Genomic DNA, 23,124 nt, shown 5'->3' with positions numbered 1-23,124 from the left:
GTAGACTCGCCCCGCACGCCCACCCGCACGCGCGACGCACCAGCATGGAGGACGCCCCATGGCCATCATCATCTCCGGAGGTCGAGGACGCCGCAGCGGCTGTGGCTGCCTCGGCTGCCTCGGCCTGATCGGCCTCGCGCTCTTCCTCCTGTCCGTGCTCGGCGTGTTCGCCGGCGGCATCAGCACCGTCCCGGCGAACACCCCGCCGGACCCGTCGCCCCGCTCGCAGAGCGGTCCGCCGAACCCGTTCACCGCCACGCCGACGCCGAGCGCCACGCCCACCGCCCAGCCGGGCTCCGGGTCCGCGGCGCCGACATCGGGTGCCGGGTCCGCGGCACCGACGTCGGGCTCCCCGGCGTCGGGCTCCCCGGCCTCCTCCTCGGCCTCCGCCACCTCCGGCCCGGCCACGTTCGACCCGTTCCCCACCGAGACGGCGGGCTCCCCCACCCCGTCGGGCACACGGTCCTGGAGCCTGTCCACGCCGTGATCCGCGGGGGCCCGCACCCCTAGACTGACGGCATGAAGCGCCTGCCCCCCACGCTCGTCGCTCGTGTCCGCACCGCCTCCAACCGCGTCCGCAGCCGCGCCACCGGCGCGGACATCCACCCCACGGCCTGGGTGAAGGCCGGCGCATGGATCGAGAAGGGCGCGGTCATCGGCGCCTACACGTTCGTCAACCGCCGCGTGGAGATCGACAACGGGACGACCGTCGGCGAGCACGTGGCCATCGCGCCGGGCGTGCGGATCGTCACGGCCTCGCACGAGCTCGGGCCGGCCCGCCAGCGGGCGGGGAAGTTCAGCATGACGCCCGTGACCATCGGCGACGGCTGCTGGCTCGGCGCGGGCTGCACGATCCTGCCCGGCGTGGACGTGGCCCCCGGCTGTGTGGTGGCCGCGGGCGCCGTGGTCACCAAGAGCACCGAGCCGAATGGCGTGTACGCGGGCATCCCCGCCCAGCGCATCCGCGACCTGGGCTGACGGGCTCCGCTGCCCTGAGGGGTCACGGCACGCCGCGTCCCGTGACGGCGAGACGGCGTGCCGTGACCACCCCGGGCGAAGCGAGGCGGGACTGCGCGTCCGGTGGGCCCCGCGGGGATCGAACCCGCGACCGGCGGATTAAAAGTCCGATGCTCTGCCAGCTGAGCTAGAGGCCCTCACCCGCTCGTCCCCTGGGCGGCACACGGCCGTCGTCGGCGACCCTCGCGGGTGCCCTGCCATGGTAGCCGAGGCCTCGCGGGTCTACCGTGGCGTGCGTCCCGCCGCCGTCTGCACCGGAAGGAGCAGCACACCCATGCCCCATCACCGCTCCCCTGCCGGACGCGGCGCCAGCTCGAGCGCCTCCGGCCTCACGCGGCACCATCGCCCCCGCGTGTCCCGGCCCGACGAGCTCGCGCACTTCGCCGGGGGCGAGGACCCGCAGGAGGTGGCCGCCGCGGCCTCGCGCCTGGCCCACGCCCTCGTGACGGGCGGGCGGGCGGAGGAGGACCCCGCCGTCGTCGGCCGCCTCGTGGGGCTCGTGGGCGAGCTGGGCGTGGAGACCCTCGCCGAGCTCTGGTCGGACGCGCCCGCCGTCTCCCTGGCCGGGGCCCTGTGGCGCCTCTACGCGCTCCAGGAGGCCACGGCCCGCGACGGCGAGCGCTGGGCGGCCTGGTACCGCGCCGGGCACGGGGCCCACGCCGCGCGCGCCGTGGCCGGCGCCGTGGAGCCGCCCGGGCCGGAGGAGCTGCGGCGCCTCACCGACACCATCCTCACGGGGGCCTACCGCTCCGATCTGGATGTGGCGTTCGAGCGGGCGGCCGCCTACGCGCGGGTGGCGGCTCTGGGTCAGGTCAACCACGCGGAGGCCGCCGAGGCGGCGGACCCCGCGCACGCGGCGCGGCTCACGGCGCGTGCCGCCCGCCTGGTGTCCACCGCCGATGCCCTGGAGGCGGCCGCTCGAGGCTGGCGCGACGGCTCGTTAGACTAGGAGGCGACGGCGTCGGGCCGCTGGTAACCCCGGGCTCCAACACATAGCCGCCACGAGCGGCCTTCCGCCGAGAGGCGTTCCCGGTCCGGCGTCGTCGTGACACCTCCCCCGACCTCCGATCCCGGCGGCCGCGCCGCCCGCCACACCGCCGGACCGCCGCTCCCGCGCGCAGAAAGCACGGTGCCCGATGTCCCCCCGCCTGCCCTGGCTCACGACCCGGGACACCCCCGCCCTGCGCCACATGGCGGACCTCACCCTCGCGCTCGGCAAGGCCGTGCAGACCGTGGCCCAGGTGCCGGGGGCGAAGGGCGAGGAGCTGGACCGCATGGAGCGGGACCTCATGGAGCTCGACGCGTCCTCCTCCGCCTCGCTCATGGCCTTCCTCACCGCCCTGCGCAGCGCGTACGTGACCCCGCTCCCCCGCCAGGACCTGTACCTGCTCGCCGGCGGCGTGCACACGGCGATCCAGCGCGTGGTGGGCGCCGGCCTGCTCATCCAGCGCGCCGGCCTCGACGAGCTGCCGCCCCACGCCCTGGACGTCCTGGAGACCGTGGGGCGCCACTCGGACCTGCTGCGGCGCGCCACGGGCGAGCTGCGCGACCTGGATGCCCTCGAGGACACGTGGATGCAGCTGCTGCGCGCCTCCCGTCGCACCGACCGGATCATGGTCAGCTGGCTCGCCGACCTCGGCCGCGACCTCCTGCAGCGCGACTTCCACCGCCAGCGCGAGGTGGCCTGGGCGCTGCAGTCCGCCCTGGAGGCCCTTGCCCGCGTCAACACCGACCTCGGCGTGGTGCTCGTCCGTGAGTCCTGAGGCGGGAGCGGCCCGATGACGGCGGGTCTCGGCTTCGTCTTCGCCCTCCTCTGCCTCCTCGGCGTGGTCATGGGCTTCCGCGACGCACCCAACTCCGTGGCCCTGCCCGTGCGATTCCGCGCCCTGACGCCGCGACTGGCCCTCGTCATGGCCGCCCTGCTGAACGGGATCGGCGTGGTGCTGGGCATGGGCCTGATCACCCTCAGCGTCTCCTTCTTCACCCCCCACGTGATGTCCGGGGTTGTGGGGCACATCACCGTGGCCACGGCTGTCCTCGTGGCGGTCGCGTGGGGACTGCTGCTGTGGTGGCGGCGCATTCCCGGCTCCACCACCCATGCCCTGCTCGCCGCGCTGGCCGGGGCCCACCTCGCCGCCCACCTCGAGCTGGGGCACGAGCTCGAGCCGGTGGTCATGGACCGGGTGGGATGGGAGGTCGCCGTGGGTCTGCTCCTCTCACCCCTCCTGGCGTGGGGGCTCGCCCGCGTCCTCACCCCGCCGCTCGTGCGGCTCGGCACCACGGGCTCCACGGTGAACGTGCAGCACCGCGCCCGGATCGCCCTCGCCGTCTCCGGGGGCGCGACGGCGGTGGGCCACGGCGTGCAGGGCGGGCAGCGCCTGGGGCTGCTCTGGGCCATCTGCCTCATGGGCGCAGGCGTGCCGCCGGGCGCCCCCGCGGCGTCCTGGGTGTTCGGGCTGAGCGCCGCGGTCTTCGCCCTCGCGATGGCCGTGGGGACGCTGGGCGGGGCATGGCGGATCGCCTGGACCCTCACGGAGCGCCTCGTGGCCCTGGACCCGCTGCGCGCGGCCGTGGCGGCCGCCGTGCCCGCGGGCCTGCTCTTCGTGGGCTCCCTCGTCCTCCACCTGCCGCTGTCCTCCACCCACACCCTCACCGCCGGCATCGTCGGCGCCAGGCAGACGCAGACCTACGCGTCCGTGCGCTGGCCCCAGGTGCTGCGCGTGGTCGCGTGGTGGCTGCTCACGCCGCTGGCATGCCTCGGCGCCGCTCTGCTTCTCGGCCTGGCACTCCTCCTGCTGGTCTGAGACCGCACACGGAGACGACGAGACCCCGCCCGGGTGGCCCGGGCGGGGTCTCGACGCAGCGGGAGCGACTCAGCCGAAGCGGCCGGAGACGTAGTCCTCGGTCTGCTGGTTCGAGGGGCTGTTGAAGATGACGTTCGTGTCGTCGTACTCGATCAGCTTGCCGGGCTTGCCGATGCCCTGGATGTTGAAGAACGCGGTCTTGTCCGCCACGCGAGCGGCCTGCTGCATGTTGTGCGTGACGATGATGACCGTGTACTGCTCCTTCATCTCGTTGATGAGGTCCTCCACCGCGAGGGTGGAGATCGGGTCGAGCGCGGAGCAGGGCTCGTCCATGAGGATCACGTCCGGGGACACGGCCACGGAGCGGGCGATGCACAGGCGCTGCTGCTGGCCGCCGGAGAGGCCCGAGCCCGGCTTGTCCAGGCGGTCCTTCACCTCGTTCCAGAGGTTGGCGCCGCGCAGGGACTTCTCCACGATGGCGTCCGAGTCGGCGCGGTTGAGCTTGGTGCCGTTGAGCTTGTAGCCGGCCAGCACGTTGTCGCGGATGGACATCGTGGGGAACGGGTTCGGGCGCTGGAACACCATTCCGATCTGCGAGCGGATGGACACGGGGTCCACGCCGGAGCCGTACACGTTCTCGCCGTCGAGGAGCAGCTCGCCCTCGACGTGGGCGCCGGGGAGCACCTCGTGCATGCGGTTGATGGCGCGCAGGAACGTGGTCTTGCCGCAGCCGGAGGGACCGATGAACGCCGTCACCGTGCGGGGGGCGATGTCGATGTTGACCTCCTCCACCGCCTTGAACTTGCCGTAGTAGACGTCGACGTCTTTGGCCTGGATGCGCTTGGACATGAGAGCTGGTCTTCCTTTACGAGGATCGCTGGGGAGCGGAGGTCTGGGTGGGCCGTTCGGCCGCCCCGGCACGGATGTCCGGGGCGGCCGAGGTTCAGCGGCCCGTCTTGGGGGCGAACGCCTTGGCGATCATGCGCGCGATGAGGTTCAGCGCCATCACGATGATGATCAGGACCAGGGCCGCGGCCCAGGCACGGTCGGTGGACACGTCGTACGCGGTCGGCGACGTCGGCGAGACGAGCTGGCGGTAGATGTACACCGGCAGGGCCGTCATCCAGTTGTCCATCGGGTTCCAGTTCATGGTGGTCGCGAAGCCGGCCGTCACGAGGATCGGCGCGGTCTCACCCGTGACGCGGGCGATGGCCAGGGTGATGCCCGAGAGGATGCCCGAGATCGCGGTGGGGATGACCACCTTGGAGATGGTGCGCCACTTGCGCACGCCCAGGGCGTAGGAGCCCTCGCGCAGCTCGTTCGGGACGACGCGGAGCATCTCCTCGGTGGAACGGACCACCACGGGGATCATCAGCACAGTGAGGGCGACGGCGGCCGTGAGGCCCATCTTCACCGACTGCAGCGCCTTGGGGCCCTCGCCCATCACCAGCTCGAGGAGCAGGGACATGGCCGCGAAGGCGAAGAGGCCGGCCACGATCGAGGGGATGCCGGTCATCACGTCCACGAAGAAGATGATGGACCGCGAGAGCCAGCCGTCCCGCCCGTACTCCACGAGGTAGATGGAGGTCAGGAGGCCGATCGGCACCGCGATCAGGGTCGCAATGAGCGTGATCATCAGCGTTCCGACGAGGGCGTGGGCGAAGCCGCCGGGCAGGCCGCCGAGGGGCTGGCCGTCGTTGAGGTAGGCGGCGTCCGTGGTGCCCGTGACGCCGTCCATGTCGTTCCACAGCACCTGCGGGTTGCCGAACAGCGTCGGAGCGCCGTCCGAGATCACCGACCAGATGACGGAGACCAGCGGAACGAGGGCGATGAGGAACGCCGCCCACACGAGGTTGCGCCACAGGCCGTCCGTGGCCTTGCGGCCGTTCTCCAGCAGACGCGTCACGATGTACATGCCCACCACGTACGAGATGAGGGTCATCACGGCGAGGCGGGCGACCCGGAACTCCTCGCCCTTGATGAGGAGCTCGAGGCCCAGGGCCACGAGAAGGGCGGCTGCGGCCACCACTGCCCACACCCAGCGGGGCATCTGCCCGGCGGTGAGGGAGTTCTGCGTGTGCTTCGACGACGGGATGTTCTCCCGCGTCGGCGAGTCGTTGAGTGCGGTGCTCATCAGTTGGCTCCCGAGAATTCCTTGTGCTTGTTCACGATCCACCGGGCGACCATGTTGACCACCAGCGTGATGATGAACAGCATGAGGCCGGCGGCGATCAGTTCGTTCAGTCGGATGCCGTAGGCCTCCGGGAAGTTCAGGGCGATCTCCGAGGGGATCGTCTTGTTGCGACCCTCCTCGATCAGGGACGAGCTGAACTTGCCGGGCGAGAGCACCATGGTCACGGCCATGGTCTCACCCAGCGCGCGGCCGAGGCCGAGCATGATGGAGGAGATGATGCCGGCGCGGGCGAACGGGAAGACGGTCATCTTGATCATCTCCCAGCGCGTGGCGCCGAGCCCGAGCGCCGCCTCCTCGTGGAGCTTCGGCGTCTGGGTGAAGATCTCGCGGCACAGGGCCGTGATGATGGGGAGCACCATGACGGCCAGGACCACGCCCGAGGTCATGATGACGCGGCCCGTGCCGGTCACCGGACCGCCGAAGAAGGGCAGCCAGCCCAGGTACTGGTTCAGCCACTCGTAGATCGGCACCATGAGCGGGGCGAGCGTGAGCCAGCCCCAGATGCCGTAGATCACGGAGGGGATGGCGGCCAGGAGGTCGATGACGTAGGCCACCGGCTGGGCGATCCTCGGCGGGGCGTAGTGGGAGATGAAGAGGGCGACGCCCACGGCGACCGGCGTGGCCAGGATCAGCGCGACGATCGCCGCCATGAGGGTGCCGGCCATGAGCGGCCCGACGTACCCGAAGAAGGAGTCGGCCGACTTGAGCTCTTCGCCGTAGGCCTCAGGGAAGAGCGCCGGGAGAGACTCCGTCACCAGGAAGATCGCCACGAAGGCCAGGATGAGCAGGATCAGGATGCCTGCGGCCAGGGAGAGGCCGGAGAAGACCTTGTCTCCGGCGGCGCCGCCCCGGGCGGACTTCTTGACGGAGGTGCTGGGCGCAGCCTCGGTTGCGGATGTTGACACGATGCCTTCCCTCAGGACTGGGGTGATGGTGGCCGGGTTCACCGCCCGGCCGGGATGCCGTCATGGGCACACACACCGGCCGCCGCCCCCGTGGGAGCCAGCGGCCGGTGTGCGGATGACTGCTCACGCGTCAGTGGACGGTGATCAGCCCGCCACAGTGATGGCGTCGATGCGCTCCTTGGCGGAGGTCGCCATCTCGGCGTCGATCGGGGCGGAGCCGGCGGCGTCCTGGGCGGCCTTCTGGCCGTCCTCGGAGATCACGTACGAAGCGAAGGACTTCACCTGGTCGACGGTGTCCTGATCGGGGTACTGGTTGCAGTAGATGTGGTAGGAGACCAGCACGATCGGGTAGGTGTTCTCGCCGGTCTTGGTCCGGTCCAGCTTGACGGAGCCGTCCTCGTTCTGCTCGGACTCGGCCACGATCTTGGCGGCGGCCTCCGGGGAGAGCTCGGAGAACGCGCCGTCCGCGCCGATCTTGGCGGTCTTCAGCGAGCCGACGCCGGAGGCATCGGTGTAGGTGATCGCGCCGTCGGTCTGAGCGGCCTGGGAGACGACGCCCTTGGTGCCCTGAGCGGACTCGGCGGTGATCTCGGAGGGCCACTTCTTGTCGGCCTCCCAGGTCCAGGACTCAGGAGCGGCCTCGGCGAGGTAGTCGGTGAAGTTCTCGGTGGTGCCGGACTCGTCCGAGCGGTGCACCACGGTGATCGCGGTGTCGGGCAGCTCGGCACCCTCGTTGAGGGCGGCGATGGCGGGGTCGTTCCAGGTGGTGATCTCCTTGGAGAAGATCTTGGCGACCGTGTCGGCGTCCAGGTTCAGCTCGTCGATGCCCTCGACGTTGTAGGCCACGGCGACCGGGGAGACGTAGGCCGGGACGTGGAAGGCGCCCTTGTCGCCGCAGACCTCCTTGGCCTGCTCCTTCTCGTCGTCCTTGAGGGCGGCGTCGGAGCCGGCGAAGCTGGAGGAGCCGGCCAGGAAGGCCTCGCGACCCGCGCCGGAGCCGTCCGGGGAGTACTGGACCTGGAGGTCCGGGGAGACGGTCTTGACGCCATCAGTCCAGGAGGTCATGGCGGCCTCCTGCGAGGAGGCGCCGGAGCCGATCAGGGTGCCGGAGGCGGTGGGGACGTCGATGGCGGCCGGGGCGGCAGCGGCCGAGGAGGACTCGGAGGCGGAGCCGGAGGCCGACGTCGAGGTGGAGGCCGACGTCGAGGTGGAGGCCGACGCAGAGGTGGAGGCGGCAGCCGAGGTGGTCGCGGCGGCGGAGGTGGCGGAGGTGGCGGAGGACGCGGCGCTGTCGCCGCCGTTGCCACAGGCGGTCAGGGCCAGGGCGGCCACGGAGAGGACGGCGGCGGGGCGGCCGATGCGGAGAGCCTTCATGGAAGTGCCTCTTTCATTCTGGATGACGATGCCGGCAGGAGCCGGAGTTCCGGGACCTGCACCGTCGCTGACGTTAGGGGCCCGAAGTGAATCCACAGCCCGCCGGAGGTGAACACGGGGTGAACGCATGCGTCCGAGCGCGCCCCGGGGCGTGTCGTCGGTCACTCCGCGACCCGCGCGGCCCCCCTGCGGGTCGCGCGGCATAGGGTGTGCGGCATGACGGAGCGCTTCGCCACCGCGACGGGAACCCTGCCCGCCGTGCCTCCGGCGACCCGGCGGGGACGGGTCGGGGTGTTCGTGCGCCGCCGCGCCCGGTCGGGCTGGGCCCGCGTGCGCTCCTCGGCCTCGCACGCCGCTCTCATCGCGCTGTGCGCCGTGGGCGCGTACGCGTTCGCCGAGACCGTGCTCGGCCATGACCAGCCCCTCTTCGCCTCCACCGCCCTGCTCATCGCGCTCGGCTTCAACCGCGAGCCGAAGGTGCGGAAGGTGGCCGAGGTGGCGGTCGGCTGCACGCTGGGCATCCTCATCGGGGACCTCCTCATGCTCGGGCTGGGCCGCGGGCTGTGGCAGGCCGCCGTCGTGGTGTTCGTCTCCGTGATGGTGGCCCGCTTCCTCGACTCCGGCTCCACCTTCACCATGCAGATGTCCCTGCAGTCCGTCCTGGTGGTGCTCCTGCCCATCGGCGAGGGCGGCCCCTTCGCCCGCAGCGGGGACGCACTCGTGGGCGGCGCGCTGGCGCTCGTGGTCACGTTCCTCTCCCCGCAGGACGCGCGCCGCGGCACCGTGCATCAGCTCCAGGGGCTCTTCGACGCCGTGGCCACGGTGCTGCGCGACCTCTCGAGGAGCCTGCGGGAGGAGGACTCCCGGGCGGCGTGGATGGCGCTCGTGGCATGCCGCGGCACGCACTCCACCCTGGAGGAGGTCCGCAAGGAGCTGAAGGTGGCCGAGGAGCAGGCCACCTTCAATCCCCTGCAGCGCTCCTCCCGCTCGTTCGTGGAGGACGTCTCCAACGCCGCGGACCGCTCCGACCTCGCGGTGCGCTCCCTGCGGATCGTCGCGCGGCGCGTGGTGACCGCGCTGGACTCGGGCTCGTTCGACGACGAGCACCGCGAGCGGCTGGCGGCGTGGTTCGACGAGGCGGCGGACGCCGTCGACGTGCTGCACCGCTCCCTCGTGGAGCCGCAGGAAGAGGGCCGCCATCGCTCTCTCTCGGGCGCCCGGGACGCGCTCGGTGCCGCGGCCGCCCGCCTCGACCCGGCGCAGCTCGGCGGGGGCTCGATCCACGGCGAGGCCCTCGTGATGCTGCTGCGCCCGATGATGGTGGACCTCATCGAGGCCACGGGGGCGTCGCACCAGGCGGCCGTGGGGTACCTGCCCCGGGTCTGAGCGCCGGCGGGGCCAAGCGCGTCCGGGGGCCGTCCTAGAGTGATCGGCATGGCCACGAAGACCCCCGCCAAGCGCGCCCCCGGATACCGCTGCACCGAGTGCGGCTGGACCAGCGTGACGTGGGTGGGCCGCTGCGGGGAGTGCCAGGCGTGGGGCACGGTCGAGGAGGCCGGGGGCGCCTCGACGACGGGCCGCACCCGCGCGTCCACGGTCGCCTCCCCCGCCCCGCGGATCGCAGAGGTGGACGCCTCCGCGGCGTCGTTCCGCTCCACCGGGGTGCGCGAACTGGACCGCGTGCTCGGCGGCGGGCTCGTGCCGGGTGCGGTGATCCTCCTGGCCGGCGAGCCGGGGATCGGCAAGTCCACGCTCCTGCTGGACGTGGCGGCGCAGACGGCCCGGGGTGCGGACGCGGGCGGCGAGGGGGGCGGTGCGGCCGAGCCCCGCACCGTGCTGTACCTGACGGGCGAGGAGTCCGCGGCGCAGGTGCGCATGCGGGGAGACCGGATCGGGGCCCTCGCCGAGACCCTGCACCTCGCCGCGGAGACCGACCTCGGCCGCGCGCTCGGGCAGATCGAGCGGATCAGGCCCTCCCTCGTGATCGTGGACTCGGTGCAGACCCTGCAGTCCGCGGAGGTGGACGGCGTGGCCGGCGGCGTCACCCAGGTGCGGGAGGTGGCCGCGAGCCTCATCCGCACGGCCAAGGAGGAGGGCATCACCACCATCCTCGTGGGGCATGTGACCAAGGACGGCACGATCGCCGGGCCCCGCCTCCTGGAGCACCTCGTGGACGTGGTGTGCCAGTTCGAGGGGGACCGCCACTCGCGGCTGCGGCTGGTGCGCGCCGTGAAGAACCGCTTCGGCCCCACGGACGAGGTGGGCTGCTTCGACCTGCGCGAGGACGGGATCGAGTCCCTCGACGACCCCTCGGGCCTCTTCCTCTCGGGCGTCTCTGACCCCGTGGAGGGCACGTGCGTCACGGTCACCCTCGAGGGGAGGCGCCCACTCGTGGCCGAGGTGCAGTCCCTCCTCACCCCCTCGGCCGGCGGGAGCCCCCGGCGCACCGTGTCCGGCGTGGACGCCGCACGCGTGAACATGCTCCTGGCCGTGCTGCAGCGCCGGGCCCGCTTCGCCCTCGCCCAGGACGACTGCTACGTGGCGACCGTGGGCGGCGTGCGCCTCTCCGAGCCGGCCTCGGACCTCGCGGTGGCCGTGGCCGTGGCCTCGGCCAAGCTGGGAGCACCCGTGCCCCAGGGGATGATCGCCGTCGGCGAGCTCGGCCTCGCCGGCGAGGTCCGTCCCGTGCCCGGCGTGGGCCGGCGCGTGCGCGAGGCCGCCCGCCTCGGCTTCACCCGCGCGCTCGTGCCCCGCTCACCCGAGCCGCTCGGGGAGATCCCCGCCGGGTTCACGGTGGCCGAGGTCAGCTCCCTCAGCGAGGCCCTCGGCACCATCCCCTCGTGGACGGGCGGGGCCCCCGCGCGGCAGGACTGAGCCGGACCGCGCGGCTCGGGACTCAGCGCGACGGCGTGGCGGTCGCCGAGGACGTGGCTCCCGCCGAGGACGCGGCCGGGCGCCCCGAGGCCGGCGGCGAAGGAGGACGCGTGGTCGGCGTCGGGCGCGCCGACGTCGTGGGCGAGCTCGCCGGAGCCCGGCCGGACGGGGAGGAGACCGTGCCGGAGGGTGCCGCGGACGGCGCCGGGAGCGGAGTGCTCGAGTCCGACGGGGAGGGCGAGGCCGAGGCGGAGGTGCTTGGCCGCACCTGGAACGAGACCGGTCGGGACGTCAGGTCGCCCAGCGCCACCGTGAGGAAGTGCTCCCCCGGGGCGGAGTCCGCGCCGGGCGTCCCGCAGGCCGACGGCGAGCGCCGCACGTCCCAGCGGTACACCGCCGACTGCTCCTCGTGGGGGTCGAGCAGCATGTCCTGATGCGTCGGCTCCTGCTGGCACACGCGCGTGCTGAAGACGTCCGCTCCTGCGGCGTCGCGCACCGTGAACTCCTGCTGGGCCGTGCCCACGTCCAGCTTGCAGGGCGTGGAGGAGAGGTTGGTGATGCCCAGGCGCAGCTGCGCCTCGTCGCCGGGGTGGTAGCGCCCCTCGTCCACCGCCGCCGCGAGCCGCAGGTCCGAGGGCTCGCAGGCGGTGGCGCTCGCGAGGGCCGGATCGGGCGTGGGGGACGCGCTCGCAGCGTCGGACGGCGGTGCCGAGCTCGCCTCCGTGGGCGAGGCGGCGGCGGAGCTGGACTCGGCCGGCGCGGACGACGACGGCGCCGGGCTCTGCGACGAGGATGCGGCGTCCGACGCGGCGGGCTCGCCGCCTCCCTCCCCGGAGCCGCGTCCGATCAGCGCGCCCACGGCCACCGCCGCCATCAGGAGGGTGAGCAGCAGGGCCGCCCCCACCACGAGGCGCCGGCGGCGGTACACGGCGGCGGACGGCTTCGGTCGCGGGGCGTCGGAGGGGTGGGAGGGCATGCGTTCCAGGGTAGGCCGCGGCGCCGTCCTAGAGTGGACGCCATGCCCAGCCACACCCCGCAGACCGCGCCGGTCGCCGACCCGGCAGGGCTCCATGCGGCCGTGCTGGACTGGTTCGCGCAGCATGCCCGGGACCTGCCGTGGCGGGACCCGGACTGCCCGCCGTGGGGCGTGCTCGTCTCCGAGATCATGCTCCAGCAGACACCCGTGGTGCGCGTGCTCCCGCGGTGGCGGGCGTGGATGGAGCGCTGGCCCACGCCGGCAGACCTCGCCGCCGCCCCCACCGCGGACGTGCTCACCGCGTGGGACCGGCTCGGCTACCCGCGGCGGGCGCTGCGGCTGCAGGAGGCGGCGCGCGCCGTCGTCGAGCGCCACGGCGGCGGCGTGCCCGCGGACCCCGTCGCGCTCCGGGCCCTGCCCGGTGTGGGCGAGTACACGGCCGCGGCGGTCTCCAGCTTCGCGTTCGGCATCCCGGAGACCGTGGTGGACACCAACGTGCGGCGGGTGTTCGCCCGCGCGGTGGGCGGCACCGCCCTGCCGCCGAAGGCCCTGACCCGCGCCGAGATGCGCCTGGCAGGCGCCCTCATGCCCGCCGATCCCGACGACGCGAACCGGTGGAACGCCGCCGTCATGGAGCTGGGCGCCCTCGTGTGCACGGCCCGCTCGCCCGCATGTGAGCGCTGCCCACTGCTGGAGCGGTGCGCGTGGGTGACCGCCGGCTCGCCCGCGCCGCAGATCGCGCCGAAGGGGCAGGCGTGGGCGGGCACGGACCGCCAGGTGCGGGGCGCCGTGATGGCCGCCCTGCGCGCCGACGGGCGGCTCCCCCGGGACGCGGTGCGCGAGCGGGCCGCCGCCGTCGGACGCCTGGGCGCACACGCGCCCACGGACGAGCAGTGGGAGCGGTGCGTCGCCGGGCTCGTGCGGGACGGGCTCGCCGTGGCGGACGACGACGGCGCCCTCCGGTTCCCCTAGGGCGCCCGCCCGGGCCGAGACCCCTCAGAGCGCGCGGATCATGCGCGTGTTGCCGAGCGTGTTCGGCTTCACGCGGGCCAGGTCGAGGAACTCGGCCACGCCCTCGTCCGTGGAGCGCAGCAGCTCGGCGTACACCTCGGGGTCCACCGCGCTCTGGTCAGCCATGACCTCGAAGCCGTGCCGAAGGAAGAACTCCACCTCGAAGGTGAGGCAGAAGACCCGGGACACGCCGATCCCCCGCGCCCGCTCGAGGAGGGCGCCGAGCAGGCGGTGGCCCACGCCCGCGCCGCGGAAGCCGTCCGCGACCGCGAGGGTGCGCACCTCGGCCAGGTCCTGCCACATCACGTGCAGGGCCCCGAACCCGGCGAGGGCTCCCGCCTCGTCCTCGACCACCAGGAACTCCTGGATGGCCTCGTAGTACGCCACCGCCTCCTTCTGCAGGAGGACGCGCTCCTCCGCGAGGGGCTGCACCAGGGCCTGGATGGCGGGCACGTCCTGCGTGCGCGCGGGGCGCAGGGTCAGCTGGGGGTCTGCGGGCATGGGGTCCAGTCTAGGACGCACGTCGGCCCCCGCCCGGGAGTCCCGGGTGGAGGCCGACGCGGAGCGGAGGAGCTCAGGCGGGGGTGCCGCCGGACTGCTCCTCGGAGTCGTTCAGGAACTTCTCCTGGGCGCCGTCGACGCCCTTGTTCACCAGGCCCGCGTGCTCGCCGAGCTTGTCGGCGTGCTGCTCCTGGGCGCCGTCCACGGCGCTGTTGACCTTGTCGGAGTGCTGGTTGGCGAGGTCGCCGATCTTGTTCATGTCCATGGTGTTCTCCTTCGGGGATGAGCCCGACGGGCGAGTGCCCGTCAGTGATCTGTCGTGGCCGAGTCAGAGGTCGCCGTCGGTCTGCACGGTGGCGGCGCCCTGGCTCAGCACCTGCTCCTGCACGGCGTCGATCGTCGAATCGGTGTCGGAGTGCGGCGCGGACAGGCTGACCGCCGGATCGCGTCAGCGACCGTCGGTCAGGCCGTCCTTGATGCCCTGGGCGGCACCCTTGAGCTTGTCGCCCGCATCCTGCACGGCACCCTTGGCGTCGGCGGCGGTGGACTGCGTGGTGCCCTCGGCGCGCATCTCGTCGTCACCGGAGACCTTGCCGAGGCCCTCCTTGGCCTTGCCCGCCACCTTGTCCATCGAGTTCTGGATGTCAGCCATGTGTCTGCTCCTCCTGGTCATCCTGCCGGCCGCCTCATGCGACGCGCCCTGTGATCAGCCAGTCAACGGGGTGGCACAGAACGGGTCAAGAGGTCCCGACCGACTCTCCGGAAGCCCACAGGAAGGACCGCCGCGGTCCGAGGCGGCGCCGGCGGCCCCGTCCGAGCCCCCGCACGACGACGGCCGCTCCCGCGCGTGCGAGGGCGGCCGTCGTCGTGGCGCCCGCGGACGGCGCCGGAGGACCGGGTCAGTCCGTGCCGGTGGAGCCGAGGCCGGCCTCGAGCGCGGCCAGCTCCTCGCCGTCGAGCGCGGCGCGGCCGCCGGTGAACTCGAAGGTCAGCTCGGCGGACTCCCCCTCGCCGGTCACCCCCACGTGGATCGTGGAGCCGGCCGGGATCTCGCCGAAGAGGATCTTCTCCGAGAGCTGGTCCTCCACCATCTGCTGGATGGTGCGGCGCAGCGGGCGGGCACCCATGGCCGGGTCGTAGCCTCGCTCGGCGAGCAGGTCCTTCGCCGCCTGGGAGAGCTCCACGGTGAGGCCCTTCTCGTCCAGGCGCTTCTGCAGCCGGGCCACGAAGAGGTCCACGATCTGGACGATCTCCTCCTTCTTCAGCTGCGGGAAGACGATGACGTCGTCCACCCGGTTGAGGAACTCGGGGCGGAAGTGCTGGCGCAGCTCCTCGCGGACCTTGCCCTTCATCCGCTCGTAGCCGGTGGAGGTGTCCGCGCTGGACTGGAAGCCCGTCATGACGCCCTTGGAGATGTCCCGGGTGCCCAGGTTGGTGGTCATGATGATCACGGTGTTCTTGAAGTCCACCACACGGCCCTGCGAGTCGGTCAGGCGGCCGTCCTCGAGGATCTGCAGCAGCGAGTTGAAGAGGTCCGCGTGGGCCTTCTCCACCTCGTCGAACAGCACCACGGAGAACGGACGGCGCCGCACCTTCTCGGTCAGCTGGCCGCCCTCCTCGTAGCCCACGTAGCCGGGAGGGGCGCCGAAGAGGCGCGAGACGGTGTGCTTCTCCTGGAACTCGGACATGTCCAGGGTGATGAGCGCGTCCTCGTCCCCGAAGAGGAACTCGGCGAGGGACTTGGCCAGCTCCGTCTTGCCCACGCCCGTGGGGCCGGCGAAGATGAACGACCCCGAGGGGCGGTTCGGGTCCTTCAGGCCGGCGCGGGTACGGCGGATCGCGCGGGACAGGGACTTGATGGCCTCGTCCTGGCCGATGACGCGCTGGTGGAGCTCGGCCTCCATGTTCTTGAGGCGGTCGGTCTCCTCCTCGGTCAGCTTGAACACGGGGATGCCGGTGGACTTGGAGAGCACCTCGGCGATGAGGTCCTCGTCCACCGTGGCGACGTCGGCGTCGGCGCCGGTGCGCCACGCCTCCTCCTTCTGCCTCCGCTCGTCCTCGAGCTGCTGCTCCTGGTCCCGCAGGCGGGCCGCGCCCTCGAAGTCCTGGCCGTCGATGGCGGCCTCCTTCTGGGTGCGCACCTCCGCGATCCGGGACTCGTAGGCCTTGATCTCCGGCGGCACGGTCATGCGGCGGATGCGCAGGCGCGCGCCGGCCTCGTCGATCAGGTCGATCGCCTTGTCCGGCAGATGGCGGTCCGAGACGTAGCGGTCCGCGAGGGTGGCGGCGGCCGAGAGCGCGCCGTCGGTGATCGAGACCTTGTGGTGCGCCTCGTAGCGGTCCCGCAGTCCGCGCAGGATCTCGGTGGCGTCCGCGACGGACGGCTCGGGGACCTGGATGGGCTGGAAGCGGCGCTCGAGCGCGGCGTCCTTCTCGATGTGCTTGCGGTACTCGTCCAGCGTGGTGGCGCCGATGGTCTGCAGCTCGCCGCGGGCCAGCATCGGCTTGAGGATGCTGGCGGCGTCGATCGCGCCCTCCGCGGCGCCCGCGCCGACGAGGGTGTGGATCTCGTCGATGAACAGGATGATGTCGCCGCGGGTGCGGATCTCCTTGAGCACCTTCTTGAGGCGCTCCTCGAAGTCGCCGCGGTAGCGCGAGCCCGCCACGAGGGAGCCGAGGTCCAGCGAGTAGAGCTGCTTGCCCTTGAGGGTCTCCGGGACGTCGCCGCGCTCGATCGCCTGGGCCAGGCCCTCGACGACGGCGGTCTTGCCGACGCCGGGCTCGCCGATCAGCACCGGGTTGTTCTTGGTGCGGCGGGAGAGCACCTGCATGACCCGCTCCATCTCGCCGGCGCGGCCGATCACCGGGTCCAGCTTGCCGTCGTGCGCGGCGGCGGTGAGGTTGCGGCCGAACTGGTCCAGCACGACGGAGCCGGCGTTCTGGCCGGCGTCGCTGCCCGCGCCCACGCCGGCGCCCGCGGTCTCCTTGCCGCCCTGGGCGCCGCCCTGGTAGCCGGAGAGGAGCTGGATGACGGTCTGGCGCACGCGGTTGAGGTCCGCGCCGAGCTTCACGAGGACCTGGGCGGCGACGCCCTCGCCCTCGCGGATCAGGCCGAGCAGGATGTGCTCCGTGCCGATGTAGTTGTGGCCCAGCTGCAGGGCCTCGCGCAGCGACAGCTCGAGCACCTTCTTGGCGCGCGGGGTGAAGGGGATGTGGCCGGGCGGGTTCTGCTGCCCCTGGCCGATGTCCTCCTGGACCTTCTCGCGGACGGCGCCCAGGGAGATGTCCATGGACTCCAGCGCCTTGGCGGCGACGCCCTCACCCTCGTGGATGAGCCCGAGCAGGATGTGCTCGGTGCCGATGTAGCTGTGGTTCAGCATGCGCGCCTCTTCCTGGGCGAGCACCACGACGCGCCGGGCGCGGTCGGTGAATCTCTCGAACATGGGGCACACTCCTCGTCTGGTCGAGCACGACACTACGCACCGCGGGAACGCCGACGGGCGGCTGTTCGCCCCTGGGAGAAGCGAGACGGCCGCCCGTCGTCGTCGGGTCCGGCGCCGCGTGCGCGGGGCCGGGTCGCGGTTCACCGCGGGATGCGGATCACTTGCGCTTCGAGTTGCGGTAGGCCTCCACGACGTCGCGGTGGAGGCGACCGCGGCTGGAGACCTCGTAGCCGTTGTCCGCAGCCCACTTGCGGATCTCCGCGGCCTCGACCTTGGGCGACGGCGGGGCCACCGCCCGGCCCTTCTTCATGTAGGGCTTCAGGAAGTCGCGCAGCTCGCGAGCGTGCTCCTCCGAGAGGTCCACCTCGTAGTTGCGCCCGTCCAGGGCGAAGTTCACGGTCTCCACTGCGGCCGAACCATCGAGATCATCCACGAGAACTACTTCTACCTTCTGTGCCATTGTCGATTCCCACTTCCTGATCGCTTGCTCTCGTGCATCCGACACCGGATTCAGCCATCCGCCGGGATGTTCCGCCGACGATGGGGACACGCCTCCGGGCACGCGAGATGGCAATAACAATAGCCCAAGCCGACGGGTCGGCCTCGCCCATTGTCCGGATTCATGGCGGACGCCCAGGGAGTGGGATTCTCGGGCAGGAAATGCCGATGCGCGGTGGTGGGAGCCACGGCCGGCGCCGCGCTCAGCGCGGCGGGTCGGAGCGCCGGTGGGCGGCCCACTCGGCGGCCTCCTGCTCCTCGCGCGCCGCACGGGCGTCACGTCCGGTCACACGCCGGGCCATGGTCTCGCGCTCCGCGGAGTCGGCCCGCAGGAGCGAGCGCATGACGAGCCAGAAGATGAGCGCGAGCCCCACCGACGGGGCGAGGACCGAGAAATACTCCCAGAAGACCTCCACGGGTCAGGCCTCCGGCTTCAGCAGCGGGAAGAGGATGGTCTCCCGGATTCCCGCGTCCGTGAAGAGCATCACCAGACGGTCGATTCCCAGACCGATTCCGCCCATCGGCGGAGCGCCGTATTCGAGGGCCCGGAGGAAGTCCTCGTCCAGCTGCATGGCCTCGTCGTCGCCGGCGGCGGCCTTGAGGGACTGCGCGGTGAGGCGCTCCCGCTGGACCACGGGGTCGATCAGCTCGGAGAACGCGGTGCCGCGCTCCATGCCGCCGATGATCAGGTCCCACGCCTCGATCACACGGTCGTCGTCCCGGTGGGGCCGGGCCAGCGGCTGGGCTGCCGGCGGATAGTCGTACACGAACGTGGGGTTCATCAGGGTGGGCTCCACGATCTCGCCGAAGAGCTCGATCACCAGCTTCTGGGCGTCCCACTTCGGGTCCACCTTGACCGCGTGCTCCGCGGCGATCGCGCGCAGGGTCTCGGCGTCGGTCTCCGGGGTGACCTCCCGGCCCACGGCCTCGGACAGGCCCGGGTACACGGAGACCCACGCCCACTCGCCGTCGAGGTCGATGACGCCCTTGGCGGTCTCGAGGCGCCGACCGGCGCCCACGGCGTCCGCGGCGTTGAGGATGATCTCCTGCATGCGCTCGGCCATCACGTGCATGTCCGCCCACGCCTCATAGGACTCGAGGGTGGTGAACTCAGGGGAGTGCGTGGAGTCCACGCCCTCGTTGCGGAACACCCGGCCGATCTCGTAGACGCGCTCGATCCCGCCGACCACGGCGCGCTTGAGGTAGAGCTCGGTGGCGATGCGCAGCGTCATCGGCTGGTCGAACGCGTTGAGGTGCGTCTCGAACGGGCGGGCCTGGGCGCCGCCGTGGACGAGCTGGAGCATGGGGGTCTCCACCTCCACGTAGCCGTGGCCCTCGAGCGTGCGGCGCACGGCGGCCGTGACCTTGGCGCGCCGGTAGACCATCTCGCGGGCCTCGTCGCGCACGATCAGGTCCGCGTAGCGCTGGCGCACGCGGGTCTCCTCGTTGAGGTCGGCGTGCAGCACGGGCAGCGGACGCAGCGCCTTCGAGGCCATCTCCCATGCGGTGGCCTGGATGGACAGCTCGCCGCGGCGCGAGACGATCACGCGCCCGGTGACGGAGAGGAAGTCGCCGAGGTCCACGGCCTTCTTCCACTCGGCCAGGGACTCCTCGCCCACCTCGGCCAGGGACACCATGACCTGCAGGCGCACGGCCGCGCCGGTCTCCCCGGCCTCCTGCAGCGTGGCGAAGCACAGCTTGCCCGTGTTGCGCAGGAACACCACGCGGCCGGTGACGGAGACCTCGGGTCCCTCCTCCCACCCGGCCTCGTGCTTGCCGTCGAACTCGGCCCGGACGGCGGCGAGGGAGTGCGTGCGGGGCACCTGGACCGGGTAGGCCTCGCGGCCCGCGGCCAGCAGCTGCTCGCGCTTGGCGGCGCGGACGGCCTGCTGGTCGTGGTGGTCGACGGCGGCGGGCTGCGAGGGCGTGGAGTTCTGGGAGGTCACAGTCGTCCAGTCTACTGTCGCTCAGCGGCGCGCCTCCGGGTTCACGAGCGCCGGGATCTCACCGCCCGTGGCCATGCCGATGGCGTTGCGCGCGGTCAGCTCCGCCATCGCGGCGCGCGTGCCCCGCGTGGCGGACCCCAGGTGGGGCAGGAGCATGACGTTGCTCAGGTCCGCGAGGCCCTCGGCCATGGCCGGCTCCTCCTCGTACACGTCGAACCCGGCGCCGAAGAGCCGGCCCTCGCGCAGGGCCGCCACGAGCGCCGCCTCGTCCACCACGGGGCCGCGGGCGGTGTTGATCAGCACCGCGTCGTCCTTCATCCGCCGCAGCACGTCCGCGTCCACGAGGTGCCGGGTGTCCTCGGTCAGGGGGACGTGCAGGGAGAGGTAGTCGGAGCGCTCCACGAGCTCCTCCCAGCGGACCTGCTCCACCTTCCCGGCGAACTCCCCGAGCTCGGCGAAGGAGACCTCGCGATGAGCCGGGGGGCGCGGCGCGAAGACCACGTCCATGCCGAGGGCCAGGCCGCGGCGCGCGACGGCGCGGCCGATCCGGCCGAAGCCGGCCAGGCCGAGGGTCGCTCCGGCCACGTCCTTGCCCACGAGCAGGTCGGCACGCCAGCCCTCGAACCGGCCGCCGCGCATCATGGCCTCACCCTCCACGGCGCGGCGGGCCACGCCCAGGAGCAGGAGCAGGGCGATGTCCGCCGTCGCCTCGGTGAGCACATCCGGGGTGTTCCCGACGGCGATCCCCGCCTCGGTGGCGGCGGCGACGTCGATGTTGTTGTGCCCGACGGCGTAGTTGGCGATGCCCTTGACCTTCGCGTCGGCGAGCACCTCCGCCGTGAACTTCTGGTCGAGCGCGGCCACGACCACGTCGTAGTCCCCGGAGGCGCACAGCCGGGCGAGGGCCTCGTCCCCGCCGACGTCGGCGCCGTCCACCACCTCGCCGACGTCGCGGAGCATGCCCAGTCCGGGCTCGGGCAGGGCGGTCATCATCAGGAAGCGGGGGCTCATGGGGTGCTCACTCTCGACTCGGGGGACGTGACCAGGCTAACCCCGCGAGGAGGCCCGCGCCCGGCGCCCGGTCTCTATAGTTGACACAAGTCAATCATTGTCATCGGTCAACCATCGAAGGATCCCATGACCTCCACCTCCGTCTCGTCCCCCGAGGCCGCGCCGACCACGGGTGGCCCCTCCCTGGGCCAGGCCGCGGCCGACGCCGCCCGGCACCGCGTCGTCCTGCGGGCCCTCACCGGCCTGCTCCTCGGCATGTTCGTCTCCATGATCGCCAACACGGTGGTCTCCACGTCGATGCCGGTGATCATCAGCGACATCGGCGGCGACCAGAACGCCTACACGTGGGTGATCACCTCGGCCCTGCTGGCCACCGCGATCGCCACCCCCATCTGGGGCAAGCTCGCCGACCTCGTGAACCGCAAGGTCCTCTTCCAGCTCGCCCTCGTCATCTTCGTCGCCGCCTCCGCGGCGGCGGGCTTCACCACCGACCCCGCGTTCCTGATCGCCTGCCGCGTGGTCCAGGGCCTGGGCGGCGGCGGCCTGGCCGCCCTCAGCCACGTCATCATGGCGGACATCATCAGCCCGCGTGAGCGCGGCAAGTACATGGGCCTGTTCGGCGCGGTGATGGCCGTGGCCACCGTCGGCGGCCCGCTCGCCGGCGGCCTCATCACCGATGCGTGGGGCTGGCGCTGGAACTTCTTCGTGGCCGTGCCCTTCGCCGTCCTCGCGCTCGTCATGGTCCAGCGCACCCTGCACCTGCCGCCCCGCGAGCGGCGCACGGTCTCGATCGACTACCTGGGCATCGTGTTCCTCTCCGTCGCCACCGCGCTGCTGCTGATCTGGGTCACCAACGCGGGCCACCAGTTCGAATGGGCGAGCGCCACCACCGCGTGGATGCTGGCCGGCGCCGCCGTCGCCACGGCCCTGTTCGTGGCGACAGAGCTGAAGGTGTCCGAGCCGCTCATCCCGCTCACGCTCTTCCGCGACCGCACCTTCACCCTCGCGACGGTCGCCTCGATCGCCACGGGCCTCGCCATGTTCGGGGCCTCGGTCTACCTGGCGCAGTACATGCAGCTGGCCCGCGGCGCCACCCCCACGCAGGCCGGCCTCATGACGATCCCCATGATCGCGGGCCTGCTGGTCTCCTCGACCGTCATCGGCGGCCTCATCACCCGCACCGGCGTGTGGAAGCGCTGGCTCATCGTCGGCGCGGTCCTGCTCATCGCCGGCACCGCGCTGCTGGGCACGCTCCACTACGACACCCCGTTCTGGCTGGTGTCGGTCTACATGTTCCTGCTCGGCGCCGGCGTCGGCATGACGATGCAGAACCTGGTGCTCGTCGTGCAGAACACCACCGACCCCCGCCAGATGGGCGTCGCCAGCTCCGGCGTCACCTTCTTCCGCTCCCTGGGCGGCAGCATCGGCGTCGCCGTCATGGGCGCCGTGGTGGCCAACGTGGTGCCCACGCAGCTCGACGAGCGCCGCGCGGACATCGGCGCGGCCCTGCAGGGCCTCGGTCCGGCGGGCGCCGAGTGGGCCCAGCGCCTGCAGTCCGGCGGCCTGCCGCGAGTTGCGGAGATGCCGGACGCGCTGCGCGTCATCGTCGAGGACGTCTACGCCACCGGCATCTCCCAGGCCTTCCTCGTGGGCGTGCCGCTCGCGGTGGTGGCGCTGGCCGCGATCCTGTTCCTCCCCGACATCCCGCTGGGCCGCATGACGACGACGGAGCGCCTCGACGCCTCCCGCGCCGACCTGGCCACCGTCAGCACCGCCACGGGCATGCAGGATCTCCCCGCCACCGGCGGCATCCCCGTGGTGCCCGCGGCGCCCGCCACGACGCCGTCCGCCGCGGCCCCGGAGCGGGGCGTCACCGCTGCGGCACCGACCGCACGTCGACACGCGGCGAGGAGCTCCCGGCGCCCCGCCGCCTCCGCGCGCCGGGTGTGGCAGACGGCCGGCGGCGCGATCGCCGCGGCGGTCCTGACCGGCCTCGGCATGGCCGCGGCCCGGCGGGTCCGCCGTGGCTGAGCCCCACGCGCCCGCCGACCAGGGGCCCGAGGGCTTCGAGGACGCCGTCCAGGAGCTGGAGGGGGCGTTCACCCACCTCGTCCGGCAGCACCGCAGGATCCTGGCCCGACAGGCCGAGGCCCTCAGCCCCGGCATGTCGCCGGGGGCGATGAAGGCGTTCGCGGCCATCTGCCACACGGGTCCGCTGACGCCGTCGGCGCTGGCCGAGCACATGCTCCTGGACCGCGCACAGGTCTCTCGCCTCACGCGAGAGCTGGAGGCGGAGGGGCTCGTGCGGCGCGAACCGGATCCGCAGGACCGGCGATCGGCCCTGCTGAGCGCCACGGACGAGGGACGCGCCCGCCTCGACGAGGTCCGCGGCGGGCCGGCCGGGGGCGGGATCCGGCAGGACCTGCGGCGGTGGGACCTCGAGGAGATCCACACCCTCACCTCCCTGCTCCTGCGCTTCGTGGACGAGCGCGAGACCCGCTGAACGGCGCGGCGCCCCCCCGCCCCCCCGAGCAGGGGGGCGGAGGGCGCCGTCATGAGTGGGCGGCCCC

The 23,124-nt window shown here is 72.6% G+C and carries 23 protein-coding genes and 1 tRNA gene; 10 read left to right on the top strand and 14 right to left on the bottom strand.

Going from position 1 to position 23,124, the window contains the following annotated elements; all coding sequences use genetic code 11:
• Positions 1–58 precede the first annotated feature (58 nt).
• Both AAG742_RS00880 and AAG742_RS00875 read left to right on the top strand, forming a co-directional pair.
• The gene (locus AAG742_RS00880; protein ID WP_298710625.1) at positions 59–487 is read left to right on the top strand and encodes a hypothetical protein; all 429 of its coding nucleotides are present in this window, start codon (positions 59–61) and stop codon (positions 485–487) included.
• A 32-nt stretch (positions 488–519) separates the two neighbouring features.
• Positions 520–978: an acyltransferase gene (locus AAG742_RS00875; protein WP_248117854.1), complete on the top strand. Its 459-nt coding sequence runs from the start codon at positions 520–522 to the stop codon at positions 976–978.
• A 103-nt stretch (positions 979–1,081) separates the two neighbouring features.
• Here the strand turns inward: AAG742_RS00875 and AAG742_RS00870 are convergent.
• Positions 1,082–1,154 (bottom strand) — tRNA-Lys (locus tag AAG742_RS00870).
• 137 nt (positions 1,155–1,291) lie between these two features.
• Here AAG742_RS00870 and AAG742_RS00865 point away from each other — a divergent pair.
• The 3 genes from AAG742_RS00865 to AAG742_RS00855 all read left to right on the top strand — a co-directional run bounded on the left by AAG742_RS00865 (position 1,292) and on the right by AAG742_RS00855 (position 3,821).
• Entirely contained in the window at positions 1,292–1,966 is a 675-nt protein-coding gene (locus AAG742_RS00865; RefSeq protein WP_298710627.1) for a hypothetical protein, read from the top strand.
• A gap of 187 nt (positions 1,967–2,153) precedes the next feature.
• Positions 2,154–2,780: a hypothetical protein gene (locus AAG742_RS00860; protein ID WP_248117850.1), complete on the top strand. Its 627-nt coding sequence runs from the start codon at positions 2,154–2,156 to the stop codon at positions 2,778–2,780.
• Between the two features lie 15 nt (positions 2,781–2,795).
• A complete protein-coding gene (locus AAG742_RS00855; protein WP_298710630.1) occupies positions 2,796–3,821 on the top strand; it encodes an inorganic phosphate transporter in 1,026 nt (341 codons plus the stop codon).
• A 69-nt stretch (positions 3,822–3,890) separates the two neighbouring features.
• Here AAG742_RS00855 and pstB read toward each other — a convergent pair whose 3' ends face one another.
• From pstB to pstS, 4 genes are all read right to left on the bottom strand, one after another.
• Positions 3,891–4,670, bottom strand: coding sequence for a phosphate ABC transporter ATP-binding protein PstB (gene pstB, locus AAG742_RS00850; RefSeq protein WP_298710633.1), 780 nt, complete (start codon positions 4,668–4,670; stop codon positions 3,891–3,893).
• A gap of 94 nt (positions 4,671–4,764) precedes the next feature.
• Complete coding sequence (gene pstA, locus AAG742_RS00845; RefSeq protein WP_298710636.1) at positions 4,765–5,955, bottom strand: phosphate ABC transporter permease PstA; 1,191 nt, start codon at positions 5,953–5,955, stop codon at positions 4,765–4,767.
• Positions 5,955–6,920, bottom strand: a complete 966-nt coding sequence (gene pstC, locus AAG742_RS00840; protein WP_298710639.1) for a phosphate ABC transporter permease subunit PstC — start codon at positions 6,918–6,920, stop codon at positions 5,955–5,957. Before pstC ends, pstA begins: the two co-directional genes overlap by 1 nt.
• Positions 6,921–7,064: 144 nt before the next feature.
• Entirely contained in the window at positions 7,065–8,294 is a 1,230-nt protein-coding gene (gene pstS / locus AAG742_RS00835) for a phosphate ABC transporter substrate-binding protein PstS (RefSeq protein ID WP_298710642.1), read from the bottom strand.
• A 216-nt stretch (positions 8,295–8,510) separates the two neighbouring features.
• On the opposite strand from pstS, the gene AAG742_RS00830 reads away from it, so the two are divergent.
• The gene (locus tag AAG742_RS00830; RefSeq protein ID WP_248117838.1) at positions 8,511–9,680 is read left to right on the top strand and encodes an FUSC family protein; all 1,170 of its coding nucleotides are present in this window, start codon (positions 8,511–8,513) and stop codon (positions 9,678–9,680) included.
• Between the two features lie 48 nt (positions 9,681–9,728).
• Positions 9,729–11,168 carry a DNA repair protein RadA gene (gene radA / locus AAG742_RS00825; RefSeq protein WP_248117836.1) on the top strand — a complete coding sequence of 480 codons (1,440 nt, stop codon included), beginning with the start codon at positions 9,729–9,731 and terminating at the stop codon, positions 11,166–11,168.
• Positions 11,169–11,190: 22 nt separating this feature from the next.
• Here radA and AAG742_RS00820 read toward each other — a convergent pair whose 3' ends face one another.
• Entirely contained in the window at positions 11,191–12,144 is a 954-nt protein-coding gene (locus AAG742_RS00820) for a hypothetical protein (RefSeq protein ID WP_343282187.1), read from the bottom strand.
• Between the two features lie 42 nt (positions 12,145–12,186).
• On the opposite strand from AAG742_RS00820, the gene AAG742_RS00815 reads away from it, so the two are divergent.
• The gene (locus AAG742_RS00815) at positions 12,187–13,116 is read left to right on the top strand and encodes an A/G-specific adenine glycosylase (protein WP_298710650.1); all 930 of its coding nucleotides are present in this window, start codon (positions 12,187–12,189) and stop codon (positions 13,114–13,116) included.
• A 24-nt stretch (positions 13,117–13,140) separates the two neighbouring features.
• On the opposite strand, the gene AAG742_RS00810 is transcribed toward AAG742_RS00815, so the two are convergent.
• The 8 genes from AAG742_RS00810 to AAG742_RS00775 form a co-directional block, all read right to left on the bottom strand.
• Positions 13,141–13,656, bottom strand: a complete 516-nt coding sequence (locus AAG742_RS00810; RefSeq protein WP_298710653.1) for an amino-acid N-acetyltransferase — start codon at positions 13,654–13,656, stop codon at positions 13,141–13,143.
• Positions 13,657–13,729: 73 nt separating this feature from the next.
• Entirely contained in the window at positions 13,730–13,921 is a 192-nt protein-coding gene (locus AAG742_RS00805) for an antitoxin (protein ID WP_298710655.1), read from the bottom strand.
• 183 nt (positions 13,922–14,104) lie between these two features.
• Positions 14,105–14,308, bottom strand: coding sequence for a CsbD family protein (locus AAG742_RS00800; RefSeq protein ID WP_298710658.1), 204 nt, complete (start codon positions 14,306–14,308; stop codon positions 14,105–14,107).
• 247 nt (positions 14,309–14,555) lie between these two features.
• Complete coding sequence (locus AAG742_RS00795; RefSeq protein ID WP_298710661.1) at positions 14,556–17,099, bottom strand: ATP-dependent Clp protease ATP-binding subunit; 2,544 nt, start codon at positions 17,097–17,099, stop codon at positions 14,556–14,558.
• A 157-nt stretch (positions 17,100–17,256) separates the two neighbouring features.
• Positions 17,257–17,559: an Lsr2 family protein gene (locus AAG742_RS00790; protein ID WP_248117822.1), complete on the bottom strand. Its 303-nt coding sequence runs from the start codon at positions 17,557–17,559 to the stop codon at positions 17,257–17,259.
• 241 nt (positions 17,560–17,800) lie between these two features.
• A complete protein-coding gene (locus tag AAG742_RS00785; RefSeq protein ID WP_298710663.1) occupies positions 17,801–18,013 on the bottom strand; it encodes a hypothetical protein in 213 nt (70 codons plus the stop codon).
• A 3-nt stretch (positions 18,014–18,016) separates the two neighbouring features.
• On the bottom strand, positions 18,017–19,543 hold the full coding sequence (gene lysS / locus AAG742_RS00780) for a lysine--tRNA ligase (protein ID WP_298710667.1): 1,527 nt from the start codon (positions 19,541–19,543) through the stop codon (positions 18,017–18,019).
• A gap of 21 nt (positions 19,544–19,564) precedes the next feature.
• Positions 19,565–20,554 (bottom strand): D-glycerate dehydrogenase, encoded by a 990-nt coding sequence (locus AAG742_RS00775; RefSeq protein ID WP_298710670.1) that lies wholly within the window; start codon positions 20,552–20,554, stop codon positions 19,565–19,567.
• Between the two features lie 126 nt (positions 20,555–20,680).
• Between AAG742_RS00775 and AAG742_RS00770 the strand changes: the two genes are divergently transcribed.
• On the top strand, positions 20,681–22,585 hold the full coding sequence (locus AAG742_RS00770; RefSeq protein WP_343282186.1) for an MDR family MFS transporter: 1,905 nt from the start codon (positions 20,681–20,683) through the stop codon (positions 22,583–22,585).
• Positions 22,578–23,057, top strand: a complete 480-nt coding sequence (locus tag AAG742_RS00765; RefSeq protein WP_298710678.1) for a MarR family transcriptional regulator — start codon at positions 22,578–22,580, stop codon at positions 23,055–23,057. Before AAG742_RS00770 ends, AAG742_RS00765 begins: the two co-directional genes overlap by 8 nt.
• The last annotated feature ends 67 nt before the right edge of the window (positions 23,058–23,124 follow it).

Source organism: Micrococcus sp. 2A (genome assembly GCF_039519235.1).
Lineage (GTDB): Bacteria > Actinomycetota > Actinomycetes > Actinomycetales > Micrococcaceae > Micrococcus.
This window is presented reverse-complemented; position numbering and strand designations above follow the sequence as displayed.

What these genes read in the sequence shown, in the direction of transcription:
- AAG742_RS00880 (WP_298710625.1), top strand. Translation starts at nt 59, where the DNA reads ATGGCCATCATCATCTCCGGAGGTCGAGGACGCCGCAGCGGCTGTGGC.
- AAG742_RS00875 (WP_248117854.1), top strand. Translation starts at nt 520, where the DNA reads ATGAAGCGCCTGCCCCCCACGCTCGTCGCTCGTGTCCGCACCGCCTCC.
- AAG742_RS00865 (WP_298710627.1), top strand. Translation starts at nt 1,292, where the DNA reads ATGCCCCATCACCGCTCCCCTGCCGGACGCGGCGCCAGCTCGAGCGCC.
- AAG742_RS00860 (WP_248117850.1), top strand. Translation starts at nt 2,154, where the DNA reads ATGTCCCCCCGCCTGCCCTGGCTCACGACCCGGGACACCCCCGCCCTG.
- AAG742_RS00855 (WP_298710630.1), top strand. Translation starts at nt 2,796, where the DNA reads ATGACGGCGGGTCTCGGCTTCGTCTTCGCCCTCCTCTGCCTCCTCGGC.
- pstB (WP_298710633.1), bottom strand. Translation starts at nt 4,670, where the DNA reads ATGTCCAAGCGCATCCAGGCCAAAGACGTCGACGTCTACTACGGCAAG.
- pstA (WP_298710636.1), bottom strand. Translation starts at nt 5,955, where the DNA reads ATGAGCACCGCACTCAACGACTCGCCGACGCGGGAGAACATCCCGTCG.
- pstS (WP_298710642.1), bottom strand. Translation starts at nt 8,294, where the DNA reads ATGAAGGCTCTCCGCATCGGCCGCCCCGCCGCCGTCCTCTCCGTGGCC.
- AAG742_RS00830 (WP_248117838.1), top strand. Translation starts at nt 8,511, where the DNA reads ATGACGGAGCGCTTCGCCACCGCGACGGGAACCCTGCCCGCCGTGCCT.
- radA (WP_248117836.1), top strand. Translation starts at nt 9,729, where the DNA reads ATGGCCACGAAGACCCCCGCCAAGCGCGCCCCCGGATACCGCTGCACC.
- AAG742_RS00820 (WP_343282187.1), bottom strand. Translation starts at nt 12,144, where the DNA reads ATGCCCTCCCACCCCTCCGACGCCCCGCGACCGAAGCCGTCCGCCGCC.
- AAG742_RS00815 (WP_298710650.1), top strand. Translation starts at nt 12,187, where the DNA reads ATGCCCAGCCACACCCCGCAGACCGCGCCGGTCGCCGACCCGGCAGGG.
- AAG742_RS00810 (WP_298710653.1), bottom strand. Translation starts at nt 13,656, where the DNA reads ATGCCCGCAGACCCCCAGCTGACCCTGCGCCCCGCGCGCACGCAGGAC.
- AAG742_RS00805 (WP_298710655.1), bottom strand. Translation starts at nt 13,921, where the DNA reads ATGGACATGAACAAGATCGGCGACCTCGCCAACCAGCACTCCGACAAG.
- AAG742_RS00800 (WP_298710658.1), bottom strand. Translation starts at nt 14,308, where the DNA reads ATGGCTGACATCCAGAACTCGATGGACAAGGTGGCGGGCAAGGCCAAG.
- AAG742_RS00795 (WP_298710661.1), bottom strand. Translation starts at nt 17,099, where the DNA reads ATGTTCGAGAGATTCACCGACCGCGCCCGGCGCGTCGTGGTGCTCGCC.
- AAG742_RS00790 (WP_248117822.1), bottom strand. Translation starts at nt 17,559, where the DNA reads ATGGCACAGAAGGTAGAAGTAGTTCTCGTGGATGATCTCGATGGTTCG.
- AAG742_RS00775 (WP_298710670.1), bottom strand. Translation starts at nt 20,554, where the DNA reads ATGAGCCCCCGCTTCCTGATGATGACCGCCCTGCCCGAGCCCGGACTG.
- AAG742_RS00770 (WP_343282186.1), top strand. Translation starts at nt 20,681, where the DNA reads ATGACCTCCACCTCCGTCTCGTCCCCCGAGGCCGCGCCGACCACGGGT.